We start from the raw sequence: 22,834 nt of genomic DNA on the forward strand, positions 1-22,834 counted from the left end.
TAAAAATTGTGAGCTTGTTATATAAACGCAAAAATATATTTTTTATTGTGTTATCCTAAAAAAAATTACACAATATTTTTAGTATAATTACGTTCTACTTATTGTTATGAAAAAGAATATACTGTTTTTACTGTTTGTTTTGGTGTGCTTTGTTGGGTTTGCTCAAGAACAAAGCACTGTTTCTGTGGTTTGGAAGCCAAAATCAAGCTATGCTATTGGCGATAATTCCTATTTGTTGCCTCAGTTTAATGTTGAAAATTTTCAATTTAATGCTGTTGAAAATAGCATTGTTTTTTCTAAAACCATTCCAGCAACATCACTTTATGATGAAAAAAACGCATTAGAAATCTCAAATGTTGTCTATGAATCTATTTCCGAAAGCGAACTTGGAGATATAGTTAAGAAGAATTTACCTTCGACTTTGCAATATTGGACTCAAACGTATCGCGCCAGAGATAAATTCTATCTTCAATTTTTTGTTTCTCCTATTATAAGTGAAAACGGAGTTTATAAAAAAATCGTTTCTTTTTCCTATCGTGTTAATCAATCGGCTAAGCGAAGTAATTTTTCTACTCAATCTAATTTGAATATAGAAAATTCAGTTTTAGCAACAGGAGATTGGTATCGTTTTTACGTAAAAAAATCGGGAGTTTATCGATTGTCAAAGACTTTTTTACAAGGTTTAGGCTTGAATACGAATGTTGATCCGAGACGAATTAAAATATATGGAAACGGTGGACGAATGGTTCCGTTGCGAAATTCTGAATATTATCCTAATGATTTGACCGAAAACGCAATACAGTTTGTAGGTGAAAATGACGGTGTTTTTGATAATCAGGATTACATTCTTTTTTATGCAGAAGGCGTTGATAATTGGAGCCAAGAAAATTTCACTAATCTGAATTTATATGAAGAGAAGTCTTATTATTATGTAACCGTTAGCGGTGATTTAGGAAAAAGAATTCCCGAAATGTCGCAACCAACAGCAAATCCAACGACAACCATTACCACTTTTGATGATTATCAGTTTCACGAAGTAGATAATACTAATGTTCTGGAATTGGGTAGGATTTGGTTTGGCGAATCGTTTTCGATTACTGATGAACGAACGTTTGATTTTACGTTTCCTAATCTAGTTACGACAGTTCCGGTTGATTTTAATATGCATTTTGTCACTGAATCTTCGGTGGCAACTGTTTTTTCAGCGGAAGCTAATGGTCAAATTATAGGAAGTCAGTCTTTTTCAGCGGTAAATCCGGATAGTAGTGTTAAAGCTATTAATGCGAGTATCAAAAATGCAATTCCGCTAAGTTCTGATAATATTGCGGTTAAAATAAAATATGACAATAATGGTGTTCCTAGTTCAAAAGCCTATTTAAATTTTATCCGAGTGAAAGCCAAACGAAATTTAACGGGTTATAACAAACAGTTCCGTTTTCAAGCAGCCGAAGCTGGAACCAATATTGGTGTTGGCGAATATCAAATTTCAAATGCTTCGTCCATCAATCAGGTTTGGGATATTACCGATATATATAATGTACAAAAAATTGAAAATACTTCGGGTAGTGGATTTGCTTTTAGAACCAATCTTGGAGAAATAAAAAAATATATTGCTGTTGATGGCAACGATTATTATTCGCCATTAAAAGATTCTAAGTCAAAAGTAGAAAACCAAAACCTAAAAGGAACTGTTTTTAAAAACAGTCAAGGTCAGTTTCAAGATGTCGATTACCTTATTATTACGCCAAAAAATTTAGCTACTCAAGCCGAAAAATTGGCTAATTTTCATCGAAACTATTCTCAGATGAATGTAAAAGTTATTCATTTGGAAAACATTTATCAAGAATTCTCATCAGGTAAGCAAGATATAGGTGCGATTAGAAATTTTGTTAAATATGTTTATTTCAACGCGTCATCGTCAGATAAAAGAGTGAAATATGTAAATCTTTTTGGTGATGCTTCGTTTGATTTTAAAAACAGAATTCAGCAAAATACCAATATTGTTCCCATTTATCAATCAGCAAATAGTTTTACAGATAGTGAACAATCGTTTGCTTCTGATGATTTTTTTGGGCTAATGGATGATGATGAAGGTCGAATAGATTATTATACTGAAAACGGAAGTTGGACCAGTTCAATAAAAGGATTGGATATTGCTGTGGGAAGAATGATTGCTGGTTCAACTCAACAGGCAGATGAATTGGTTAATAAAGTTATAGAATACCACGACATTAAATCCTATGGGAATTGGCGTAACAATTATGTTTCAATTTCGGATGATTCTGATAAAATTTCGGATGCATCATTGCAATTCAGACAGAATAACCTATCCGATATTATTGTAGCTCAAAAACCATTTATAAACGTCAAAAAGATTTTGATGGATTCCTATGTTCAAGAAGCATCAGCAGGAGGAAAACGATATCCAAAAGCAAGAGAAGAACTTTTTGCTGCTTTCGAAAAAGGTGCTTTGGTCTTCAATTATCTTGGACATGGTGGTGAAGATGGACTTTCGGGCGAGCGAATTTGGGAGAAATCCGATGGTCAAAATTTGAATAATCGATACAAGTATCCATTGTTTATAACCATTACGTGTTCTTTTTCTAGATTTGATAATCCAACTAGACCAACCGCTGGAGAATATACTTATTGGAATCCAAAAGGTGGCGCAATTTCTATGATTACAACAGTACGTTCTATTGGTCAAGGTCCAGCAGAAGTTTTTAATGATAAATTAGCGGAGTATATTTTTTCATATAATGCTAATAATGAAAATTCGATTGCTGAAAATTTGCGTTTGGCAAAAAATTTCAGTCCAGGTTCGGCAACCAACGTCGTTTTTTATCTTGGCGATCCAGCGTTAAAACTTGCTATGGCTAGTCCAAAGGTTGTTTTAACCAAAGTAAACGATATTGCTATAACTGATGCTATTCCTGATTTTCAATCGTTGGCTTATGTAAAAATAAGTGGCGAAGTTCAAGCAGATAATGGTAGTTTGTTAACAGCCTATAACGGAGAATTGGCTATTAATATTTTTGACAAAGAAATCACTAGAGCAACACTTAATAATGATAATTTTAGTCCGCCAATCAATTTTAGAGTACTTGGCGAAACTATTTTTAGAGGAAATGCTTCTGTTGTTAATGGTAAATTTGAGATTAATTTTGTGGTTCCAAGAGATATTAGAATTCCAGTTGGAAATGGAAAAATTAGTTTTTATGCTAAAAGAAATCAAATTCATTTAGATAAAACAGGTTACAATACCGATATCAAAATTGGTGGAATAAATACCAATGCAGTTGCGGATAATACTGGTCCAAGAGTTAAATTATATATGAACGATGAAACGTTTGTCAATGGCGGAATTACAAATTCGTCTCCTTTTTTATTAGCCTTGTTAGAAGATGAAAATGGAATCAACACAGCAAGCGGAATTGGTCATGATATTGTTGGGATTTTGGATGGCGATGAAACCAATCCTTATATAATGAATGATTATTATGAAACCGAATTAGATGATCATACTAAAGGTAGAGTGTATTTTCCTTATCGAAATCTTGCACCAGGATTGCATACCATAACTTTCAAAGCTTGGGATGTTTACAATAATCCTATTACTGCCGAAATTCAGTTTGTCGTAGTTGGCGATGAAACGATTACCTTAAAAAACGTACTTAATTATCCTAATCCATTCGTTAGCTATACCGAGTTTTGGTTTTCACACAATCGACCATTTGAGCCGTTAGAAGTTCAAGTTCAAGTGATGACTATAACGGGGAAAATTGTTTGGACAAAAAATCAAACGGTTATTAATGAAGGCTTCTTGTCTCGCGATATTATTTGGGACGGAAAAGATGATTTTGGCGATAGAATAGGGAAAGGAGTTTATGTTTACAAACTGACTGTAAAGTCCACTTTATCAAATAAACGTGCAGAAAAAATCGAAAAACTTGTAATCCTATAGGAAAATAGTATATTTGTTAACTTTTTATAAAATGAAAATGAAAAAAATTGCAGTATTATTATTACTTACCACAATACAAATAGTTAATGCCCAAAACGCCGATGCCAGTCGAGTAATTACCACTGGAGTTCCGTTTCTTCTTATTGCTGCCGATGCTCGTGCTGCTGGTATGGCAGATCAAGGTGTGGCAACATCAGCCGATACGTATTCACAACAATGGAATCCTGCAAAATATGCTTTTGCAATAGACAAACAAGGTTTTTCAGTGAGTTATACGCCTTATTTGACTGAGCTTGTAAACGATATATCGCTAGGGCAAGTTACCTATTACAACCGTATTAATGAAAGAAGTGCCTTTGCAGGAAGTTTGCGTTATTTTGGAATGGGAGAAATCGAGTTAAGACAAAATGCAGAAGACGAAGCCCAAATTGTTAAACCATTTGAATTAGCGTTAGATGGTTCGTATGCGTTGAAGTTAAGTGAGCGTTTCTCTATGTCGGTTGCTGGTCGTTATATCCGTTCGCAGTTAAGAATTCCAGTAGGCGAAGGTTCGAGTGATGCTAAACCAGCAAGTACATTTGCATTTGATTTAGCAGGTTTTTATCAATCAGAAGAAGATGCTTATGGCGATTTCAACGGAAGATGGCGTGCTGGATTTAATTTTCAAAATTTAGGACCAAAAATCAATTATGATGCAGGTGCATCTGATGATAATAGTGCTAACTTCTTGCCAGCCAACATGAGACTTGGCGGAGGTTTTGATTTTATTTTTGATGATTACAATAAAGTATCGTTAAATCTTGAAGTGACAAAACTGTTAGTTCCAACACCTCAAAATGCTGATATTAATGGTGATGGAGTTATTTCAGGTCAGGATGAATTGGATTTAAGAGAACAAAATAACTTAGAATATAACAAAGTAAACTGGGTTTCGGGTATTTTTAAATCGTTTGGTGATGCGCCAGGTGGATTTAGCGAAGAGTTAAAAGAGTTGACTTATTCAGCTGGAGCAGAATATTTGTACCAAGACTCATTTGCTATGCGATTGGGTTATTTTCATGAAAGTCCATTAAAAGGAGCAAGACAATTTTTCTCACTTGGAGCAGGATTTAAGTATAACACAGTTAAAATAGATGTTTCTTATTTATTCTCTGCGTCAAAAGTGAAAAATCCGTTAGAAAACACACTTCGTTTCTCATTGACGTTTAACTTTGGTGATCAATACGAAGAATATTAATAAAAAATAAAGTAAAATAATTATCCAAATTTCTCTTTTGAAATTTGGATTTTTTTTCCCCTATATATAATGAAAGAAATCAGTATCAATACCTCGTTTACAGTGTATCAATCTGTTGCAGAACTTCCTCAAGACGTACAATCTTTAATGGAACAAGCAATAGAAATTAGAAAAAAAGCCTATGCGCCATATTCTAAATTTAGAGTTGGAGCAGCGCTTTTGCTTGATAATGGAAAAGTAGTTTTAGGTTCTAATCAAGAAAATGCGGCTTATCCGTCAGGACTTTGTGCAGAACGTGTAGCTATTTTTCAGTCGGGTGCAATTTATCCTGAAGCAAAAATTGTAAAAATGGCAGTTTCGGCAGCATCAGATACCAATAAAACGACTACGCCAATTCCACCATGTGGAGCATGTCGCCAATCTATTTCGGAATATGAGTTTAAACAAGAATATCCAATAGAAATTTATTTTATGGGAGAAAGTGGTGAAGTTTATTTATCGAAATCGATTTCGAATTTGTTACCACTTACTTTTGATAAAAACTTCTTGTAAAAAGGTAAAAATTACAGTTTTAAATTTTACTTCTTACTCGGAATGTTTTACTTTTGCATTCCGACGTTTTCGGGACGCAAATTTGAGTGAGGAAACTATTTGCTTTTTATTACTAGTAAGAACATTAAAAATGCGCTTTAGCGAATAATCAGATGAGAGAAATTACAAAAGATGTTTATTTAAAATGGTATGAAGACATGCTATTTTGGAGAAAGTTTGAAGACAAACTTGCAGCACTTTATATTCAACAAAAAGTTAGAGGATTTCTACACTTATACAATGGGCAAGAAGCTGTTTTAGCGGGTGCTTTACATGTTATGAATCTAGGCGGAAAAGATAAAATGATTACTGCCTATCGTAACCACGTTCAGCCAATTGGAATGGGTGTTGACCCAAGAAAAGTAATGGCAGAACTTCTAGGAAAAGTAACGGGAACATCTAAAGGAATGGGTGGATCGATGCACATTTTTTCAAAAGAACACGGATTTTATGGTGGTCATGGTATCGTTGGAGCGCAAATTCCAGTTGGTGCAGGAATGGCTTTTGCCGATAAATATTTTGAAACTGGCGGAGTAACCTTGACCTATTTTGGTGATGGTGCAGCACGTCAAGGTTCACTTCACGAAGCGTTCAACATGGCAATGTTGTGGAAACTTCCAGTAGTATTTATTTGTGAAAACAATGGATATGCAATGGGAACTTCGGTAGAAAGAACAGCGAATCATACAGATATTTGGAAACTTGGTTTAGGGTACGAAATGCCTTGTGGACCAGTGGATGGAATGAATCCAGTAAAAGTTGCTGAAGCAATGCACGAAGCCATGGAAAGAGCTCGTCGTGGCGAAGGACCAACATTCTTAGAAATGAAAACGTACCGTTACAGAGGTCATTCTATGTCGGATGCGCAATTGTATCGTTCAAAAGAAGAAGTTGATGAGTATAGAAAAATAGATCCAATTACTCAAGTGTTGGATGTTATCAAAGAAAAAAACTACGCTACTGATGCAGAGATTGAAGCGATTGACAAAAGAGTGAAAGATTTAGTAGAAGAATGCGCCACATTTGCCGAAGAATCTCCTTTCCCAGAAGCTCAACAATTGTATGATGTGGTTTACGAACAAGAAAATTATCCTTTCATTCCTCATAGATTATAATTATGGCAACAAAAATAACAATGCCGCGTTTAAGCGACACCATGACGGAAGGAACAGTTGCCACTTGGTTAAAAAAAGTAGGCGATAAAGTTTCGGAAGGCGATATTTTAGCAGAAATTGAAACTGATAAAGCGACCATGGAATTTGAATCATTCAATTCAGGTACTTTATTATATATAGGAATTAATGAAGGCGAAACAGCTGCCGTAGATTCGCTTCTTGCCATCATAGGAAAAGAAGGAGAAGATATTTCAGGATTAATTTCTGGAACAGCTACAGAAACAAAATCTGAAACTGTTGCTACAAGTTCAGAAGTGGTTTCAGAGCCATCAACTGTCACACCGAGCGCAGTTGAGGTGCCAAAAGGAGTTGTAGTGGTAACAATGCCACGTTTAAGCGACACCATGACCGAAGGAACAGTTGCTACTTGGTTGAAAAAAGTAGGCGATAAAGTTTCGGAAGGCGATATTTTAGCGGAAATCGAAACCGATAAAGCTACCATGGAATTTGAATCGTTTAATGCTGGTACTTTATTATATATAGGAATTAACGAAGGACAATCGGCACCAGTAGATAGCGTTTTGGCTATTATTGGTCCAGCAGGAACAGATATTACAGGAGTTGCTGAAAACTTTAAAAAAGGTGGAACAACAACAGCTGCACCAGCAAAAAGTTTAGAAGAAACAACTACTTCAAATGTTGCTGTGGCTTCAACAGAAGTTGCAGAAGCCGTAAAGAGTGGAAGAATTTTCGCTTCGCCATTAGCAAAACAAATAGCGAAAGACAAAGGAATTAATCTTTCTCAAGTTAAAGGTTCAGGTGAAAATGGTCGTATTACAAAAAGTGATGTGGAGAATTTCACACCGCAATCGGTTGCTCAAAGCCAAGTTGCTCAACCCGAAACTCAAAAATCGCAACCTGAAACTGTGGTAAAACCATTCGTTCCTGCAGGGGAAACTTTTTCTGAAGAAATCAAAAATTCGCAAATGCGTAAAACCATTGCGAAACGTTTATCAGAATCAATTTTTACAGCACCACATTTCTATTTAACGATAGAAGTTACTATGGACGAAGCAATGAAATCTAGAGCAGTTATCAATTCGGTTCCAGATACTAAAGTTTCCTTCAACGATATGGTAATCAAAGCCTGTGCGATGGCATTGAAAAAACATCCAAAAGTAAATTCGCAATGGAAAGAAGATGCCATTACTATTAATCATCATGTGAATGTTGGTGTAGCTGTAGCTGTTGAAGATGGATTAGTAGTTCCAGTATTGCGTTTTACCGATCAAATGAGCTTATCTCAAATTGGTGGAAATGTAAAAGATTTAGCTGGAAAAGCTAAGAACAAAAAATTACAACCAGCCGAAATGGAAGGAAGTACTTTTACGGTTTCTAACTTAGGAATGTTCGGAATTCAGTCGTTCACTTCCATTATCAATCAACCAAACTCTGCGATTTTATCAGTTGGAGCTATTGAAGAAAAGCCAGTAGTTAAAAATGGTCAAATTGTTGTTGGAAACACAATGATGTTAACTTTAGCTTGCGACCACAGAACAGTTGATGGTGCAACCGGAGCACAATTTCTTCAAACACTTAGACAGTATTTGGAAAATCCAGTGACGATGTTAGCGTAAATAAATAAAAAATCAATTTATATAAATCCTATTCAATTTGAATAGGATTTTTTTGTACTTTGGTGTGAACAAAACAATACTAAAATTTATAAATAAACAAAACTATGGGAATTTTTTCAGCCTTGTTAGGCAATGCAGGTTCGGTAAACCAAGAAGATTTAATCAAACAATATGGACAACTTTTAATTGATGGCGAAACAGTAGAATTAGGTTTTAAATTGATTAGAGATACGTTCATCTTTACCTCAAAACGATTGATTTTAATTGAAAAACAAGGAATTACAGGTTCGAAAGTAGAATACAAATCAATTGCCTATAAAAGCATAACACGATTTAGTATTGAAACCGCTGGAACATTTGAACTTGATGCCGAATTGAAAATTTGGGTTTCTAGCGAATTAAATCCTAGTGTTGTAAAACAATTTAATCGTTCGGTTAACGTTTATGATGTTCAAAAAGTTTTGGCCTATCATATTCTTTAGATTGGATAAATTTTTCCACTACTATGGTCTTTTTTTGCACCTGTAACGCTACTTAAAACGTTAATTTCTTTTCGGAGTTTCAAAATTCCGAGTAAAGCAAAAATCAACGCTTCTTTATATTCTAACGTTTTTGCATCGGGAACGACTAGATTCATTTCGGGTAAATAATTTTGCATGGATTCTAATAGAAAAGTATTGTAAGCTCCGCCGCCAGTAATCAAGATTTTTCCGCTTCTATCGGGTAAAGCAAAAGCGGTTTGTTTGGCTATATGTTTGACAAACGTATGCAATTTGTCTTCGATACTTATGTCATAGCTTTCCATTAAAGGCAGTACAACAGTTTTTACAAATTCAAATCCTAATGACTTTGGAAAAGGTTTTTGATAATAAGACAAAGCATCTAATTCTTCCATCAAGTTGAGGTCGGTTTCGCCACTTCGGGCAATTTTTCCTTTATCGTCATAAGCCAAACCTAATTTATTCGTATAAAAATTCAAAACGGTATTGACAGGCGAAATGTCGAAAGCAATTCGTTTTCCATTTTCTTCGAATGAAATATTGGAAAATCCACCTAAATTCAAACAATAATCATATTCAGAAAATAAAATTCGGTCACCAATTGGAACCAACGGCGCACCTTGTCCACCAAGTTTTACATCCTGAACTCTAAAATCGCAAACAACGGTTACGCCAACAATTTCTGCAATTTCGGGAAGATTACCTATCTGCAATGTGTAACCATTTTGAGGTTGATGCAAAATAGTATGACCATGACTACAAACGGCATCGAGATTGTTTAATTTATGTTTTTTGATAAATGATTTAATAGTATTTCCCAAGAGAAAAGTATAATCTTCGTTGAGTTTTGTTAATTCATTTGCAGAAAAATCAACAGCGACTTTCAATTTTTCTAACCATTCTGATGTATAAGCAATCGTTTCGCATTCAAGAATGTCATACTGCCATTTTTTGTTTTCATTATGAAAATGGATATGTGCTATATCAATACCGTCAAGCGATGTGCCCGACATAATTCCCAATACATTGTAACTTTCTTTAAACATATTCTAAATTTACGAAATCGTTTGAAATTTCAACTTTAATATTCTATTTTTGCCCATCAAAAATAAAGAAACAACTATCATAATCAATACATACTATGGATTTTAATTTAACCGAAGAACATTTAATGATTCAACAAGCTGCCAAAGATTTTGCTGCCGCTGAATTATTACCAGGTGTAATCGAAAGAGACGAACACTCAAAGTTTCCAACCGAACAAGTGAAAATGATGGGAGAATTAGGTTTCATGGGTATGATGGTCGATCCAAAATATGGTGGTTCAGGTTTAGATAGCGTTTCTTATGTTTTGGCAATGACTGAAATTGCAAAAGTTGATGCTTCGGCTGCCGTAATTATGTCGGTAAATAACTCTTTGGTTTGTGCAGGAATGGAAAAATACTGTTCGGAAGAGCAAAAAATGAAATATTTAGTTCCGCTAGCTAAAGGTGAAGTTATTGGCGCTTTTTGTTTATCAGAACCAGAAGCAGGAAGCGATGCTACTTCGCAAAAAACAACTGCTATCGACAAAGGTGATTACTATTTGTTAAACGGAACAAAAAACTGGATTACTAATGGTTCAACGGCTTCGACTTATTTGGTTATTGCGCAAACCGATGTAGAAAAAGGGCACAAAGGTATCAACGCATTTATAGTAGAAAGAGGTTGGGCTGGTTTTGAAATTGGTCCAAAAGAAAAGAAAATGGGAATTCGCGGAAGTGACACACATTCGCTGATGTTTACTGATGTGAAAGTTCCAAAAGAAAATAGAATTGGTGCAGACGGTTTCGGATTTTCGTTTGCGATGAACGTTTTAAATGGCGGAAGAATTGGAATTGCTTCACAAGCATTAGGAATAGCAACTGGCGCTTATGAATTGGCTTTGAAATATTCGAAAGAAAGAAAAGCATTCGGTAAAGAAATATTCAATCATCAAGCGATTGCGTTTAAATTAGCCGATATGTACGTAAAAGTTACAGCGGCAAAATTATTAGTAATGAAAGCGGCTGCAGAAAAAGACGAAGGTAAAGATATTGCACATTCTGGAGCAATGGCAAAATTATATGCTTCTGAAATCGCTTTAGAAGTGGCAAACGAAGCCGTTCAAATTCATGGAGGAAATGGTTATGTAGCTGAATACCATGTAGAACGAATGATGCGCGATTCTAAAATCACTCAAATCTATGAAGGAACTTCTGAAATTCAACGCATTGTAATTTCTAGAGGATTGATATAGTTTAGAATAGTTATAATAAAAATTAACCCTTTCAAAGAATGAACTTTGAAAGGGTTTTTTTCTTTAAAATAGTAAAAATGAAGCTCTTAATTTGGTTCTATTTTTTCGTAACGAATTATATCACATAAGCCATCATCGAAACAGGACAGTTTTAATACATTTTCTGATAAAAAATATATTTTTGAATTTCCAGGTTCAGTACTTAGACCAATTTGATTTGGATCATAAGTTAAAATTAGTTTGTTTGCATTATTAACTGAAAACATTCCAGTATATTCAAGGTTGTCAATAATTTGTTTGAAATTTTTATTTTCGTAAAAAGTAATAAAACCACCATTTTCATAAGCAGTGTACAAAGGCATATCATTTTCGTCAACAACATCAAATGAATATATTCCTTTAAATTGCCAAGTTCCAATTAATTCTGCTGGGATAGTAGTGTTTTCATTAGTGTCACTATTTGAACAACTTAGTATTGTTGTCACTGTAAAAAAAAGTAAAAATATATTTTTCATTTTATTATTATTATCATTAATTCTGCAATGATTACTTTTTGAGAAAATCTTCATTAGATTTTTTTTTAAATTGAAGATATAATTATCTACAGAAATCATAATTATCAAAATTAATCTTTTTGTTTTACTTTTTTAAAAGCTGTATTGATTTTATCAAAACTAAAAACTTTAATTTTAAATTTTTTTATTGTGACTAAAGGTTTGCTTATAAAAAACTTGTCTAGATAAATTAAAAGCGATTCTAAAATCAATTATATTTATGAAGGAACTTCAGAAATTCAACGCATTGTAATTTCAAGAGGATTGACTTTGTAAAAAAAAAATGCTCATAATTGAAACCCTTTCTTTTTTAATGGAAAGGGGTTTGTTTTTTTTATACTTTTACTAAAGATTTTGTTTTTATGTACGACGAATTAAAATATTGGTATTTGCGTGACCATAAATTGTTTTGGACATTGAGCATGTCACAAATCAAACAGTTGTGTATTATAACGGGTTTTAAAAAAGCTAACAAAGGCGATATTATTTATTTTTCATCGTCAGATTTGCCACGAATTTATTTGCTAAAAAAAGGAAACATTAAAATAGTTTCTGTGGATGAAGAAGGCAACGAAACTATAAAAGAAATTCTTCAAAAAGGAGATTTATTTGGCGAATTGTCCTTAGAAAATGATGGCGACGTCAATGAATATGCTAAGGTTTTAACCGATGAAGTTTCAATTTGTAGTTTTTTATTATCGGATTTTGAAGATTTATTGGTTCGAAATCCATCACTAGCGTTGTCTTACACCAAGTTTGTTGGACTGAAAATGAAACGTTTTAAGAACAATTATTCCAATTTGGTTTCCAAAGACGCAAGAACCAGATTGATTTCATTTATAAAAGATTGGGCAGAACGCGAAGGAATTCAGGAAGGAAAAAAATATACAATTAGTAATTATTTAACCCAAACCGATATCGCTCAAATCATTTGTACTTCTAGGCAAACCGCCACTTTATTGTTAAATGAATTGGAAGAAAAAAACCTTATTTACTACAACAGAAAAGAAATTATTATTGAGGATATCAGTAAATTATAGCTTTCTTACTCCTTTTGTAAAGTAGCCGACAAAACTTAAATAGGTCTTTTTTTAAGTTTGTATCAATAAAATGATACAGCTATGAAAAAACTATTTTTTATTTTATCGATTTTGGTTCTTTTTTCTTGTGAAGAAGAAGGAATTCTTACTAAAAATGTAGGACAAGTTCCAGTTAATGAAGAACTTGCGGTACTAAAATACAGTGGTACTTTTGAAACTACTTCGGGAATTTCAGGTGAAGGAAAAACAAAAATTTTTCTCGAAGGAAATCAATACAAATTGATTCTCGAAGACTATTCTATTGAAAACGGTCCCGATTTGAAAGTCTATCTTTCCAAGACAAACTCTCCAGATGATTTTGTAAACTTGGGCAACCTAAATCCAGCTGCAGTTTATTTGATACCAACATCGGTTAATATGACCGAATATCCATTTGTTTTAATTCATTGTCAGCAGTATAACCATCTTTTTGCCATAGCGCAATTAGTTCAAAACTAGTAAAATGAAAACACTAAAATTTGGAATTGTACTATTTTTTGTAACCTCGTTTTTACATGCGCAAGGTTGCAGCGATGCAGGAATTTGTTCTATTGGAAAAGCATTTCAAGAAGAAACAAAAACGTTTAAAAACAGCTTTGAAATCAATTCAATACTTGGTCAAGGCGATGGAAATGTGTCCATTTTTACACAAACGCTATCGTACACAAGAAAATTCACGGAGCAATTTTCTCTGGGTTCGCGAGTTACTTACAATCTTGCTAACGGCAATTTTGGAACTCGTGGTCAGTTTGGCGATGCTTATTTAATAGGAAATTATCAGTTTAAAGAAAAAAACAACAAGCAATGGAGTGTTTTGTTGGGTTGGAAATTTCCATTCACAACAGCTAATGCAAAGATTAACAATGTTTCATTGCCAATGGATTATCAAGCAAGTTTGGGAACATTTGATTTGTTTCTCGGAACAAATTTGAATTACAAAGCTTGGGATTTTAATTTAGCGGTTCAAATTCCGGTGTTCAATAACAACAAAAACTCCTATTTTGATGAACTTTCTGTTTCCGATGATTTTCCTACCACGAATTTATTTGAAAGAAAATCGGATGCACTTTTCAGAACAATTTATACCTTAAAAACAACCAATAACAAGTTTTTATTCAAGCCGAATGTTTTATTTATTTATCATTTAGGCGAAGATACTTTTGAAAATCAGTTTAGCAACAGAGAGACAATCAAAGGTTCTGACGGATTAACCATCAACGGAAATTTGATTGGTATTTACAACATCAACTCAAAAAACAGCATTGAACTCTCAGTGGCAACACCTTTTGTAGTTAGAGATGTTCGTCCAGATGGATTGACTAGAAGCTTTGTTTTAGGATTGAATTATCGGTTTTTATTTTAATTCAAGTCAAATGTAAACTAGCAGACAAAGTGACTTTGGAAGCCAATTTATCTTTGTATTATAAAATTTTAAAACAATTTAGTATCATGAAAAACATTTTTTTATTGACCATTGCTTTCCTTTCAATGACAACATTTGGTCAAAATGCCGCTAAAAGAATTAGCAATTATAATTTAGAAAAAAAAGTAGCCATTCAAGGTTATGATCCAGTAGCTTATTTTGTTCAAAAGAAAGCGGTAAAAGGAAAGTCAACTCTAGCTTCAACACATGATGGTGTTGTTTATTATTTTTCAAGTCAAGCCAATAAAGATTTATTTTTAAAAAACCCATCAAGTTATGAGCCGCAATATGGTGGTTGGTGTGCTTTTGCGATGGGCGATTATGGCGAAAAAGTAGAAATCAATCCAGAGACTTTTAAAATTATTGACGGGAAATTGTATCTGTTTTACAATGCGTTTTTTAATAATACACTCAAGAGTTGGAATAAAGACGAAACCAATTTGAAGAAAAAAGCAGATACTAATTGGAAAAAAATATACAACTAAACCAATGAAAAACACTTTATTTATTTGGATTATTAAACTTGTAGCGGTTATAATCTTACTACAAACATTATATTTTAAATTCACTGCTGCACCCGAAAGTGTCTATATTTTTAGTACACTAGGAATAGAACCTTTTGGAAGAATTGGTTCGGGAATTGTAGAATTAATTGCCTCTATTTTAATCTTAATTCCAAGAACAACTTTGCTTGGTGCAGTTTTAGGATTCGCAACGATGCTTGGTGCTATTTTTTCACATATATTTGTACTTGGAATTGAGATTCAAAACGATGGAGGAACATTATTTGTCTTAGCAGTAATTACACTTTTGTGTTGTTTAATTTTAATTTTTAATCAAAAAGATAAAGTTCCGAATTTGTTACGACTAGAATTCTAAAACCAGTGCAGTCTTTAAATCGTAAATAACACTATTAAACAATTTATTTCCATATGTTGATTGCCTCTATAACCAAAACATTAAACGAACTTTTAGATTTATTGTCGCAAATTTCAGATACTGATTATTCTTGTCCTTGTCATCAATTAAGCAATGCAACCATTGGAGAACATACACGACATAGTATTGAAATGTTTCAATGTCTTGAAAATCAATATGAAAACGGAATAGTGAATTACGATATTCGAAAAAGAGATTATCATATTCAAACCAATACGGATTTTGCTCAAAAATGCATTTTGCAAATTCTAAATCAAATTGAAAAACCAAACAAATCGCTTCAATTGCAACAAATCATTGATGGTGAAGAATTATTAATCGATACCAACTATAATCGCGAATTGTTGTATAATTTAGAACATTGTATTCATCATCAAGCCTTAATAAAAGTGGCAGTTATTCAATCAGAAACAATTAAAATTGATGAAAATTTTGGCGTTGCACGTTCTACAATCGAATACAGAAAACAATGTGCACAGTAAGTTTTGTTTCTTCCAATGGCAAAACCATCATTACGTCCAATCGTGATGAAAAGGTACTCAGACCATCAGCCATTGAACCCAAAAATTATCAAATTAATACTAAGAATGTTTTTTTTCCAAAAGATCCAAAAGCTGGCGGAACTTGGTTTGCTGTAGATGAAAATTCCAATGTTCTAGTATTACTCAATGGTGCCGAAGAAAAGCATATTCTCAAAGAAAAATACAACAGAAGTAGAGGTTTAATTGTGCTTGAGTTGATAGGTGAAACTTCGCCTTTAGAAATGTGGCAAACTATTGATTTAGAAAATGTTGAACCCTTTACGTTGGTGCTTTTTGAAGACCAAAAGTTATACCAATTGCGCTGGAATGAAATCGAAAAAACTACTCTAGCATTAGATGTCACTCAAAATCATATTTGGTCATCATCAACGTTGTATTCGGCAGCAATTAGAGAAAAAAGAGCCAATTGGTTCAATACTTTCCTAGACACGAAGCCAGAAGTAAACGAAGCGGAACTATTTAATTTTCATCGCTATACCGAAGAAGAAAATACAGAACATGGTTTAGTTATCAATCGGAATGATGCGCTAAAAACACTTAGTATAACTCAAGCAGTAGTTGAAAAGAATAAAGTTCAAATTTCACATTACGATTTGATGAAAAATGATTCGTTTAACCATGCTTTTATCATTATTTAATGAAATTATTTTTCCACAAATTGTTCCATTGGGAATATTGGCCTTTTCAAATTGTTTACATTCCGATTTATTTTCTTTGGGCATTTTATGCGATAAAAGCACGAACGATTTTCTTCTTCAATGCTAGTAATCCAACCATGAAAAACGGCGGATTTATTATGGATAGTAAGAAAGAAATTTATGGTTTAATTCCGCAGAAATTCTATCCCAAAACAGATTACATTAAAGAAGATTTACCTTTTGAGGAAGTCGAAAATATACTAAAAAAATCAAAAATTGATTTTCCTTTTATAACCAAACCAGATATTGGTTTACGCGGTTCGGCAGTGAAAAAAATTCAGAATATAGAAGACTTAAAAAACTACCACACGAAAGCAAATTTTGATTATTTACTCCAAGAATTAATTCCTTTCCCAAATGAAGTTGGTATTTTCTATGTTCGTTTTCCAAATGAATTGCACGGAAAAATTACAGGAATTGTTGCCAAAGAATTTTTAATCGTTGAAGGCGATGGGAATGCAACCATTTTAGATTTAATTCTAAAAAATCCAAGATATGAACTCCAATTAAACGCATTGATGAAAGAATATGGTTGGGGTTTGAATGAAATTTTACAAAAGGGTGAAAAACGCAATTTAGTTCCTTATGGCAATCATGCTCGCGGTGCTAAATTTTTGGATTACAGCCATTTGATTTCTGAAAAATTGACTAAAGTTATTGATGAAATGTGTCTGCAAATGAATGAATTTTACTTTGGTCGCATGGATGTAATGTACAATTCTTGGGACGAACTTGAAGAAGGCAAAAACTTTCTGCTTGTAGAAGTGAACGGTGCAGCAAGCGAACCAACCCACATTTATGATCCAAAGCATTCCATCTTTTTTGCTTGGAAAGAATTAGCCAGACACATTTCGTATATGTATAAAATTAGTGTTCAAAATCACCAACGTGGTTTTCCGTATCTTACTCATAAAGAAGGAATGAAACAATATCGTTTGCATTTAGAACAGAGTAAAAAAATAGTTAATTTTTAATTTGTAAAGCATTTTTATGTCATTCCGACGAAGGAGGAATCTCATAATTTTATTTTTTTTGATGTGATTTCTCCTTCGTCGAAATGAAAAGTTAGTTTAAAAAAGTGTGATAAAAATAAAAAACATATTCATAGGATTTTTAATCAGTTTCATTGGTTCAATTCCGTTGGGCTATTTGAATGTTGTTGGATATGATGTTTTTAAAAAATTTGGTATTAAAGAAACAGTATTTTATCTGTTAGGTGTAATTTCGATTGAGTTTTTTGTAATTTATTTTACTTTGTTATTTGCTAATCAGTTAATTGCTAATCAGAAACTGCTAAAATTTATCGAAGGATTTTCAGTTGTTTTTATGTTTGTTTTGGCTTTTGTTTTCTATACAAGCGCTTCTTCAGAAACGACAAATCCATCTGTTTTAGAACGATATGTAAACTATTCTCCGTTTGTAGTAGGATTGATTTTGAGTAGTTTAAACTTTATCCAAGTTCCGTTTTGGACGAGTTGGAATTTGTATTTATTGAATGGAAATTTTATCGAAATTTCTAAAAATAAAAAATATTTCTACGTTTTTGGAACTGTTTTTGGAACATTTTCAGGAATGCTAGTTTTGATTTTTTCACTTAACTACCTAACTTTAGAATTTGAATTCTTTAAACTGTTTTTATTCCAGTTTATTATTCCTATCGTTTTTGTAATATTGGGAATTTTTCAAGGATTTAAGTTTTATAAAAAATATTGTAAGTAGTTTGAGATGTTTTTATCCTATATATTTTTTATACACTTCTATCAATCCTGAATACCATTCTACTTTTTCATAATGAAATTCAATGGCAATTAGATTGTTTCTTTTTTTAATAATGCATTTTCCAGTAACATTAGCTTGATTGCCATTGATAGTATATTTAGTGTTGTCTTGCAATTTATTTTCAGTAAAAAGCGAATATACTTTTTGAGCAATTTCTTCTCTAATAGTTGGCTTGGAATTAAATGTACTAATGATGACTACATTTTTGGAACTTTTAGCAATTAATTCCATTCCGTTGTAGCCATAATAGTAGGTTTGGATTTTTTTGCCGTCTTGTGCAAAAGCGATTTGAGTTAGCAAGAAAATGCTAAGAACCATTTTTTTCATTAGTAGTTAGTTGAGTGGGTTGGTGTTACAATAGTATAAAATTAATTTTATCATTGCAATTTTTTTTCGCATTATTTAAACTAAAAAATCTTACTTAATATGTCAAGTCTTGCTGTTTAACGATTTTGAATGTTTTTTAGCGGAATTATTTGGTTTAAAAGTAAGTTTAAGTTTATGATTTTTAAATAAAGACATAAAAAAACCGTCTCGTTATAACGCGACGGTTTTTACTTGAACTAATAATTTCTTTTTCTACTAATAGTAAGTATAGCGTCTTACTTTTGCTATGTATTTAGCCAAACGAATTACTTGATGACTATAACCGTATTCGTTGTCATACCAAACATACATTACGATGCTTTTTCCATCGGGAGAAACAATCGTAGCATTGCTATCATAAATGGATGGTTGCGCAGATCCAACTATATCTGATGAAACCAATTCGTTGTTTAATGAATATCTGATTTGTTCTACAAGATTGCCTTCTAAAGCATATTTTTTCATGATTGAATTTACTTCTTCTAGTGAAGTTTCTTTTTCAACTTCTAAATTCAAAACAACCAACGAACCATTTGGAACAGGAACACGAATAGCATTTGAAGTTAATTTTCCAGCTAAACTCGGTAATGCTTTTGCAACAGCACTTCCAGCACCAGTTTCGGTGATAACCATGTTTAATGCTGCTGAACGACCACGACGGTATTTTTTGTGCATATTGTCAACCAAATTTTGGTCATTAGTATAAGCATGTATCGTTTCGATATGACCTTTTACCACGCCAAGCGTTTCTTCGATAACGGCTAAAACTGGCGTAATAGCATTGGTTGTACACGAAGCGGCTGAATAGATAGTTACATCGTCAGGATTATAATCTTCGTGGTTAACACCATAAACAATGTTTGGAATACCTTTTCCTGGTGCTGTTAATAATACCTTTTCAACACCTTTTGAAGTTAAATGTCTTTTCAGAGCTTCTTCTGTGGTATATGCACCAGTATTGTCGATTAATAATGCATCGTCAATTCCATATTGAGTATAATCAATTTCTTCGGGAGAATTTGCAGTAATGATGTGAACGGTTGTTCCGTTGATAATTAACGCATTGTTTTCGATATCAGCAGAAACCGAACCTTCAAAATCGCCGTGAACCGAATCGTATCGTAATAATGAAGCTCTTTTTTCTAAAAGAACGGCATCATTTTTATCTCTAGTAACGATTGCTCTAAGACGAAGTTGTTGTCCTTTTCCAATTTTGCTCATCATTTCGCGAGCTAACAATCGACCAATTCTACCAAAACCATACAGTACAACGTCTTTTGGTTTTTGGATTTTAAACTCTTTGGCATTTCTTAATTTGTCGATAACAAAAGCTTTGCTATCGTTGTATTTATTATCTTCTAAATGATATTCATAAGTCAATTTTCCAATGTCAATTCGCGATGGCGGTAAATCTAGATTTTGAATAGCTTGTGCAATTTCAACAGAATCAAAAATATTGATTGGTTTGTTTACGAATTCGCATGCATATTCGTGAAAATTAATGATGTCACTAACGTTTCTATCGATTAATTGATTTCTAAAAAGAACTAATTCAATGGATTTGTCGTACCATAAATCGCTAATGATTTTAATTAGTTCAACGCCTGCCTTTCGACGATCAGCTTGAAAGGATAATTCTTTTTCGTATGAATTGTGATTACTCATAAAAAGATAAGTTTAAGTTGTGTGAATTAAATTTTGGCGCAAAAATAGTATAATCAAGTTACTAACGAAAACGATTTCGTTAAAATTTTTAAATAAAAAAAACCAACCCACGAATGGATTGGTTTTTCAACCTTTTATACTTAACTTTTATTGGATAATAACTTGGGATAATTGTCCCATTCTGTTAATCATTTGAATGCTAATACTTTTATCTTCACCTTTTCTATTTAAAAAAGTAGAAATGGTTTCTACATCAGTTGCTTTTTGATCATCAACTTTTAAAATAATATTTCCTTTCAATTGATTCTGATAAGGTTTCAAAGCATCGCTGGTTACATCTTTGATTTTTACGCCATAATCAATCCCGTATTTCTTTTTGTCTGAGGAATTAATATCTTCCAATTCTAAACCTTTGAATTCGGTGTTGAATAACTCTTTTTTGACCAAAGTAACTGGAACAACTTTTGTTTTTCCATCGCGAACAAAGGTAACTTGTACTTTGTCATCTGGTCGTTTTGAATTGATGTAACCTGATAATTCAGCAAAAGTGTTTATTTTTTGATTATCTAATTTTTTAATGATATCGCCTTTTTGCAAACCTGCTTTTTCGGCTCCTGAATTTTTAGAAACGCTACTTACATAAAATCCTTCGGTTTCTTCAATGCCAATTTCTTTGGAAACTTTGCTGTTCAGTTCGCCACCTTCAACACCTAGAATTCCTCTTTGAACGTTTCCATATTCCATTAAATCTTCGATGATTTTTCTAGTAATATTTGAAGGAACAGCAAACGAGTAACCAGCATAACTTCCTGTTGGTGATGAAATCATAGTGTTAATTCCAACCAATTCGCCACGAGTGTTAACCAAAGCACCGCCAGAATTTCCAGGATTTACAGCGGCATCAGTTTGAATAAACGATTGAATTCCGCGTGTGTCAAGATTTCTGGCTTTCGCCGAAACAATTCCGGCAGTTACCGTTGAATTCAAATTATAAGGATTTCCAACCGCTAAAACCCATTCGCCAACTTTCACAGCATCAGAATCGGCAAAAGTGGAATAAGGTAATTTTTCATCGGCATCAATTTTTAACAGTGCAATATCCATTTTAGAATCGGTTCCAATGAGTTTTGCTTTGTATGATTTGTTGTTGTTTAGTGTTACTTCTAGTTCGGTTGCGTCTTTAATCACGTGATTATTGGTTACAATATAACCATCTTCCGAAATGATAACGCCCGAACCAGTTCCAACTTGTTCTTGTTGTTGTCCGCCGCGCGAACCATAAAAATATTCTAATATTGGATTGTATACCGTTCTAACCGAAACATTTTTTACGTGAACAACCGAGTGAACTGCGTTTTCGGCAGCTGCAGTAAAATCGATAGCTTCACCGTTTAAACCAACCGTTCTTCCAAATGAATTGGTTGAAGTTGTTACAATTGAATTTCGATTGTCTTTTTCGATAAATAATTTGTATGCGCCAAGAGTCGTTGCGCCACTAAGTAAAGAAACTAAAAATAAACTCGATAACTGTTTCATTGTGTTTACTATTTTTGAATTATTTTAAAGTAAAATTATAATTTTAACAAATCTGACAAATATCTTTTAACGCTCGTTTAACAGAGTTTAACTTCTCTTTAATATTTCATATCTTTATACCATGAAAATTAAGTTTTATAAATATCAAGGAACAGGCAATGACTTTGTCATGATTGATAATCGTCAAAATATTTTTTCCAAAAATAATACCAAATTAATTGAAGAATTATGTGATAGACGTTTTGGCATTGGTGCTGACGGTTTGATTTTATTAGAAAATGACAATTCGACAGATTTTAAAATGGTTTATTACAATTCTGATGGAAACGAAAGCTCAATGTGTGGCAATGGCGGACGATGTTTAGTAGCTTTTGCTAAAAAAATGAATGTGATAAACAACGAAACTACTTTTATTGCAACCGATGGTTTACATCATGCTACCATTTCTGAAAACGGAATTGTTTCACTACAAATGAAAGACGTTGACCAAATAAATATTCAATCGGATTATGTTTTTTTAAATACTGGTTCTCCACATCATGTAACGTTGGTTGAAGATTTGGAACATTTTGATGTAGCAACTAACGGAGCTAAAATCCGTTACAGCGATTTGTATGGAAAAGCGGGAAGCAACGTTAATTTTGTTAATCAAATTAACGAAAATCATTTTGCCGTTCGAACCTATGAACGTGGAGTAGAAGATGAAACCTTGTCATGTGGAACTGGCGTAACTGCGGTTGCGATTGCTATGAATGCTATAGGAAAAACAACAGCAAACCAAATCGAATTGGATGTTCAAGGTGGAAAACTAGAAGTTTCTTTTGAAAAAAACAATGGAGTTTACAGTAACGTGCATTTAATTGGTCCAGCGACTTTTGTTTTTGAAGGCGAAGTTGATTTTTGATTGAAGAATAACGATTGATGATTTTAG

Annotated in this window: 23 protein-coding genes; 18 read left to right on the top strand and 5 right to left on the bottom strand. The window is 33.0% G+C overall.

Features of this window, described 5'->3' with window-relative positions; genetic code table 11:
* The first annotated feature begins 106 nt into the window (after window positions 1–106).
* From porU to G6042_RS03640, 6 genes are all read left to right on the top strand, one after another.
* The gene (porU, locus tag G6042_RS03615) at window positions 107–3,964 is read left to right on the top strand and encodes a type IX secretion system sortase PorU (RefSeq protein WP_169522948.1); all 3,858 of its coding nucleotides are present in this window, start codon (window positions 107–109) and stop codon (window positions 3,962–3,964) included.
* Window positions 3,965–4,001: 37 nt separating this feature from the next.
* A complete protein-coding gene (porV, locus tag G6042_RS03620; protein WP_169522949.1) occupies window positions 4,002–5,201 on the top strand; it encodes a type IX secretion system outer membrane channel protein PorV in 1,200 nt (399 codons plus the stop codon).
* Between the two features lie 69 nt (window positions 5,202–5,270).
* Window positions 5,271–5,753: a cytidine deaminase gene (cdd, locus tag G6042_RS03625; RefSeq protein ID WP_169522950.1), complete on the top strand. Its 483-nt coding sequence runs from the start codon at window positions 5,271–5,273 to the stop codon at window positions 5,751–5,753.
* A gap of 152 nt (window positions 5,754–5,905) precedes the next feature.
* Window positions 5,906–6,907 (top strand): pyruvate dehydrogenase (acetyl-transferring) E1 component subunit alpha, encoded by a 1,002-nt coding sequence (pdhA, locus tag G6042_RS03630; protein ID WP_169522951.1) that lies wholly within the window; start codon window positions 5,906–5,908, stop codon window positions 6,905–6,907.
* 2 nt (window positions 6,908–6,909) lie between these two features.
* Window positions 6,910–8,544, top strand: coding sequence for a pyruvate dehydrogenase complex dihydrolipoamide acetyltransferase (locus G6042_RS03635; protein ID WP_169522952.1), 1,635 nt, complete (start codon window positions 6,910–6,912; stop codon window positions 8,542–8,544).
* Between the two features lie 104 nt (window positions 8,545–8,648).
* Window positions 8,649–9,026: a PH domain-containing protein gene (locus G6042_RS03640; RefSeq protein WP_133533814.1), complete on the top strand. Its 378-nt coding sequence runs from the start codon at window positions 8,649–8,651 to the stop codon at window positions 9,024–9,026.
* On the opposite strand, the gene G6042_RS03645 is transcribed toward G6042_RS03640, so the two are convergent.
* The gene (locus G6042_RS03645; RefSeq protein ID WP_169522953.1) at window positions 9,023–10,090 is read right to left on the bottom strand and encodes an anhydro-N-acetylmuramic acid kinase; all 1,068 of its coding nucleotides are present in this window, start codon (window positions 10,088–10,090) and stop codon (window positions 9,023–9,025) included. The genes G6042_RS03640 and G6042_RS03645 overlap by 4 nt on opposite strands.
* A 95-nt stretch (window positions 10,091–10,185) precedes the next feature.
* Here G6042_RS03645 and G6042_RS03650 point away from each other — a divergent pair, with 95 nt between their 5' ends.
* Window positions 10,186–11,322: an acyl-CoA dehydrogenase family protein gene (locus G6042_RS03650; RefSeq protein WP_169522954.1), complete on the top strand. Its 1,137-nt coding sequence runs from the start codon at window positions 10,186–10,188 to the stop codon at window positions 11,320–11,322.
* Window positions 11,323–11,408: 86 nt separating this feature from the next.
* On the opposite strand, the gene G6042_RS03655 is transcribed toward G6042_RS03650, so the two are convergent.
* A complete protein-coding gene (locus G6042_RS03655; RefSeq protein ID WP_169522955.1) occupies window positions 11,409–11,837 on the bottom strand; it encodes a hypothetical protein in 429 nt (142 codons plus the stop codon).
* A 228-nt stretch (window positions 11,838–12,065) separates the two neighbouring features.
* On the opposite strand from G6042_RS03655, the gene G6042_RS14650 reads away from it, so the two are divergent.
* The 10 genes from G6042_RS14650 (at window position 12,066) to G6042_RS03700 (ending at window position 18,276) form a co-directional block, all read left to right on the top strand.
* Entirely contained in the window at window positions 12,066–12,152 is an 87-nt protein-coding gene (locus G6042_RS14650) for an acyl-CoA dehydrogenase family protein (protein WP_394352779.1), read from the top strand.
* An 86-nt stretch (window positions 12,153–12,238) separates the two neighbouring features.
* Window positions 12,239–12,916, top strand: a complete 678-nt coding sequence (locus tag G6042_RS03660; RefSeq protein ID WP_169522956.1) for a Crp/Fnr family transcriptional regulator — start codon at window positions 12,239–12,241, stop codon at window positions 12,914–12,916.
* Window positions 12,917–12,997: 81 nt separating this feature from the next.
* Window positions 12,998–13,414 carry a DM13 domain-containing protein gene (locus tag G6042_RS03665; RefSeq protein ID WP_169522957.1) on the top strand — a complete coding sequence of 139 codons (417 nt, stop codon included), beginning with the start codon at window positions 12,998–13,000 and terminating at the stop codon, window positions 13,412–13,414.
* Between the two features lie 4 nt (window positions 13,415–13,418).
* A complete protein-coding gene (locus G6042_RS03670; protein ID WP_169522958.1) occupies window positions 13,419–14,318 on the top strand; it encodes a hypothetical protein in 900 nt (299 codons plus the stop codon).
* A gap of 86 nt (window positions 14,319–14,404) precedes the next feature.
* A complete protein-coding gene (locus G6042_RS03675; protein ID WP_169522959.1) occupies window positions 14,405–14,863 on the top strand; it encodes a YHS domain-containing (seleno)protein in 459 nt (152 codons plus the stop codon).
* Window positions 14,864–14,867: 4 nt separating this feature from the next.
* Window positions 14,868–15,257 carry a DoxX family protein gene (locus G6042_RS03680; protein ID WP_169522960.1) on the top strand — a complete coding sequence of 130 codons (390 nt, stop codon included), beginning with the start codon at window positions 14,868–14,870 and terminating at the stop codon, window positions 15,255–15,257.
* 53 nt (window positions 15,258–15,310) lie between these two features.
* On the top strand, window positions 15,311–15,799 hold the full coding sequence (locus tag G6042_RS03685; RefSeq protein WP_169522961.1) for a DinB family protein: 489 nt from the start codon (window positions 15,311–15,313) through the stop codon (window positions 15,797–15,799).
* Window positions 15,787–16,497 carry an NRDE family protein gene (locus G6042_RS03690; RefSeq protein ID WP_169522962.1) on the top strand — a complete coding sequence of 237 codons (711 nt, stop codon included), beginning with the start codon at window positions 15,787–15,789 and terminating at the stop codon, window positions 16,495–16,497. The genes G6042_RS03685 and G6042_RS03690 overlap by 13 nt, the downstream gene beginning before the upstream one ends.
* Window positions 16,497–17,531: an ATP-grasp domain-containing protein gene (locus G6042_RS03695; protein ID WP_169522963.1), complete on the top strand. Its 1,035-nt coding sequence runs from the start codon at window positions 16,497–16,499 to the stop codon at window positions 17,529–17,531. The genes G6042_RS03690 and G6042_RS03695 overlap by 1 nt, the downstream gene beginning before the upstream one ends.
* 106 nt (window positions 17,532–17,637) lie before the next feature.
* Window positions 17,638–18,276, top strand: a complete 639-nt coding sequence (locus G6042_RS03700) for a hypothetical protein (protein ID WP_169522964.1) — start codon at window positions 17,638–17,640, stop codon at window positions 18,274–18,276.
* A 12-nt stretch (window positions 18,277–18,288) separates the two neighbouring features.
* Here the strand turns inward: G6042_RS03700 and G6042_RS03705 are convergent, their stop codons facing one another.
* The 3 genes from G6042_RS03705 to G6042_RS03715 all read right to left on the bottom strand — a co-directional run bounded on the left by G6042_RS03705 (window position 18,289) and on the right by G6042_RS03715 (window position 21,903).
* Window positions 18,289–18,663 carry a hypothetical protein gene (locus G6042_RS03705; RefSeq protein ID WP_169522965.1) on the bottom strand — a complete coding sequence of 125 codons (375 nt, stop codon included), beginning with the start codon at window positions 18,661–18,663 and terminating at the stop codon, window positions 18,289–18,291.
* Window positions 18,664–18,918: 255 nt separating this feature from the next.
* Window positions 18,919–20,367, bottom strand: coding sequence for a glyceraldehyde-3-phosphate dehydrogenase (locus G6042_RS03710; RefSeq protein ID WP_169522966.1), 1,449 nt, complete (start codon window positions 20,365–20,367; stop codon window positions 18,919–18,921).
* Between the two features lie 147 nt (window positions 20,368–20,514).
* The gene (locus tag G6042_RS03715) at window positions 20,515–21,903 is read right to left on the bottom strand and encodes a S1C family serine protease (protein WP_169522967.1); all 1,389 of its coding nucleotides are present in this window, start codon (window positions 21,901–21,903) and stop codon (window positions 20,515–20,517) included.
* Between the two features lie 121 nt (window positions 21,904–22,024).
* Between G6042_RS03715 and dapF the strand changes: the two genes are divergently transcribed.
* The gene (gene dapF, locus G6042_RS03720; RefSeq protein ID WP_169522968.1) at window positions 22,025–22,807 is read left to right on the top strand and encodes a diaminopimelate epimerase; all 783 of its coding nucleotides are present in this window, start codon (window positions 22,025–22,027) and stop codon (window positions 22,805–22,807) included.
* Window positions 22,808–22,834 lie beyond the last annotated feature (27 nt).

The sequence above is a fragment of the Flavobacterium solisilvae genome, from assembly GCF_012911605.1.
Taxonomy (GTDB): domain Bacteria; phylum Bacteroidota; class Bacteroidia; order Flavobacteriales; family Flavobacteriaceae; genus Flavobacterium; species Flavobacterium solisilvae.

Coding starts and splice junctions, on each gene's coding strand:
- G6042_RS03675 (WP_169522959.1), top strand. CDS start 14,405: ATGAAAAACATTTTTTTATTGACCATTGCTTTCCTTTCAATGACAACA.
- G6042_RS03670 (WP_169522958.1), top strand. CDS start 13,419: ATGAAAACACTAAAATTTGGAATTGTACTATTTTTTGTAACCTCGTTT.
- G6042_RS03665 (WP_169522957.1), top strand. CDS start 12,998: ATGAAAAAACTATTTTTTATTTTATCGATTTTGGTTCTTTTTTCTTGT.
- G6042_RS03705 (WP_169522965.1), bottom strand. CDS start 18,663: ATGAAAAAAATGGTTCTTAGCATTTTCTTGCTAACTCAAATCGCTTTT.
- G6042_RS03685 (WP_169522961.1), top strand. CDS start 15,311: ATGTTGATTGCCTCTATAACCAAAACATTAAACGAACTTTTAGATTTA.
- dapF (WP_169522968.1), top strand. CDS start 22,025: ATGAAAATTAAGTTTTATAAATATCAAGGAACAGGCAATGACTTTGTC.
- G6042_RS03715 (WP_169522967.1), bottom strand. CDS start 21,903: ATGAAACAGTTATCGAGTTTATTTTTAGTTTCTTTACTTAGTGGCGCA.
- G6042_RS03640 (WP_133533814.1), top strand. CDS start 8,649: ATGGGAATTTTTTCAGCCTTGTTAGGCAATGCAGGTTCGGTAAACCAA.
- cdd (WP_169522950.1), top strand. CDS start 5,271: ATGAAAGAAATCAGTATCAATACCTCGTTTACAGTGTATCAATCTGTT.
- G6042_RS03655 (WP_169522955.1), bottom strand. CDS start 11,837: ATGAAAAATATATTTTTACTTTTTTTTACAGTGACAACAATACTAAGT.
- G6042_RS03695 (WP_169522963.1), top strand. CDS start 16,497: ATGAAATTATTTTTCCACAAATTGTTCCATTGGGAATATTGGCCTTTT.
- G6042_RS03660 (WP_169522956.1), top strand. CDS start 12,239: ATGTACGACGAATTAAAATATTGGTATTTGCGTGACCATAAATTGTTT.
- porV (WP_169522949.1), top strand. CDS start 4,002: ATGAAAAAAATTGCAGTATTATTATTACTTACCACAATACAAATAGTT.
- pdhA (WP_169522951.1), top strand. CDS start 5,906: ATGAGAGAAATTACAAAAGATGTTTATTTAAAATGGTATGAAGACATG.
- porU (WP_169522948.1), top strand. CDS start 107: ATGAAAAAGAATATACTGTTTTTACTGTTTGTTTTGGTGTGCTTTGTT.
- G6042_RS03710 (WP_169522966.1), bottom strand. CDS start 20,367: ATGAGTAATCACAATTCATACGAAAAAGAATTATCCTTTCAAGCTGAT.
- G6042_RS03650 (WP_169522954.1), top strand. CDS start 10,186: ATGGATTTTAATTTAACCGAAGAACATTTAATGATTCAACAAGCTGCC.
- G6042_RS03635 (WP_169522952.1), top strand. CDS start 6,910: ATGGCAACAAAAATAACAATGCCGCGTTTAAGCGACACCATGACGGAA.
- G6042_RS03645 (WP_169522953.1), bottom strand. CDS start 10,090: ATGTTTAAAGAAAGTTACAATGTATTGGGAATTATGTCGGGCACATCG.
- G6042_RS03680 (WP_169522960.1), top strand. CDS start 14,868: ATGAAAAACACTTTATTTATTTGGATTATTAAACTTGTAGCGGTTATA.
- G6042_RS03690 (WP_169522962.1), top strand. CDS start 15,787: ATGTGCACAGTAAGTTTTGTTTCTTCCAATGGCAAAACCATCATTACG.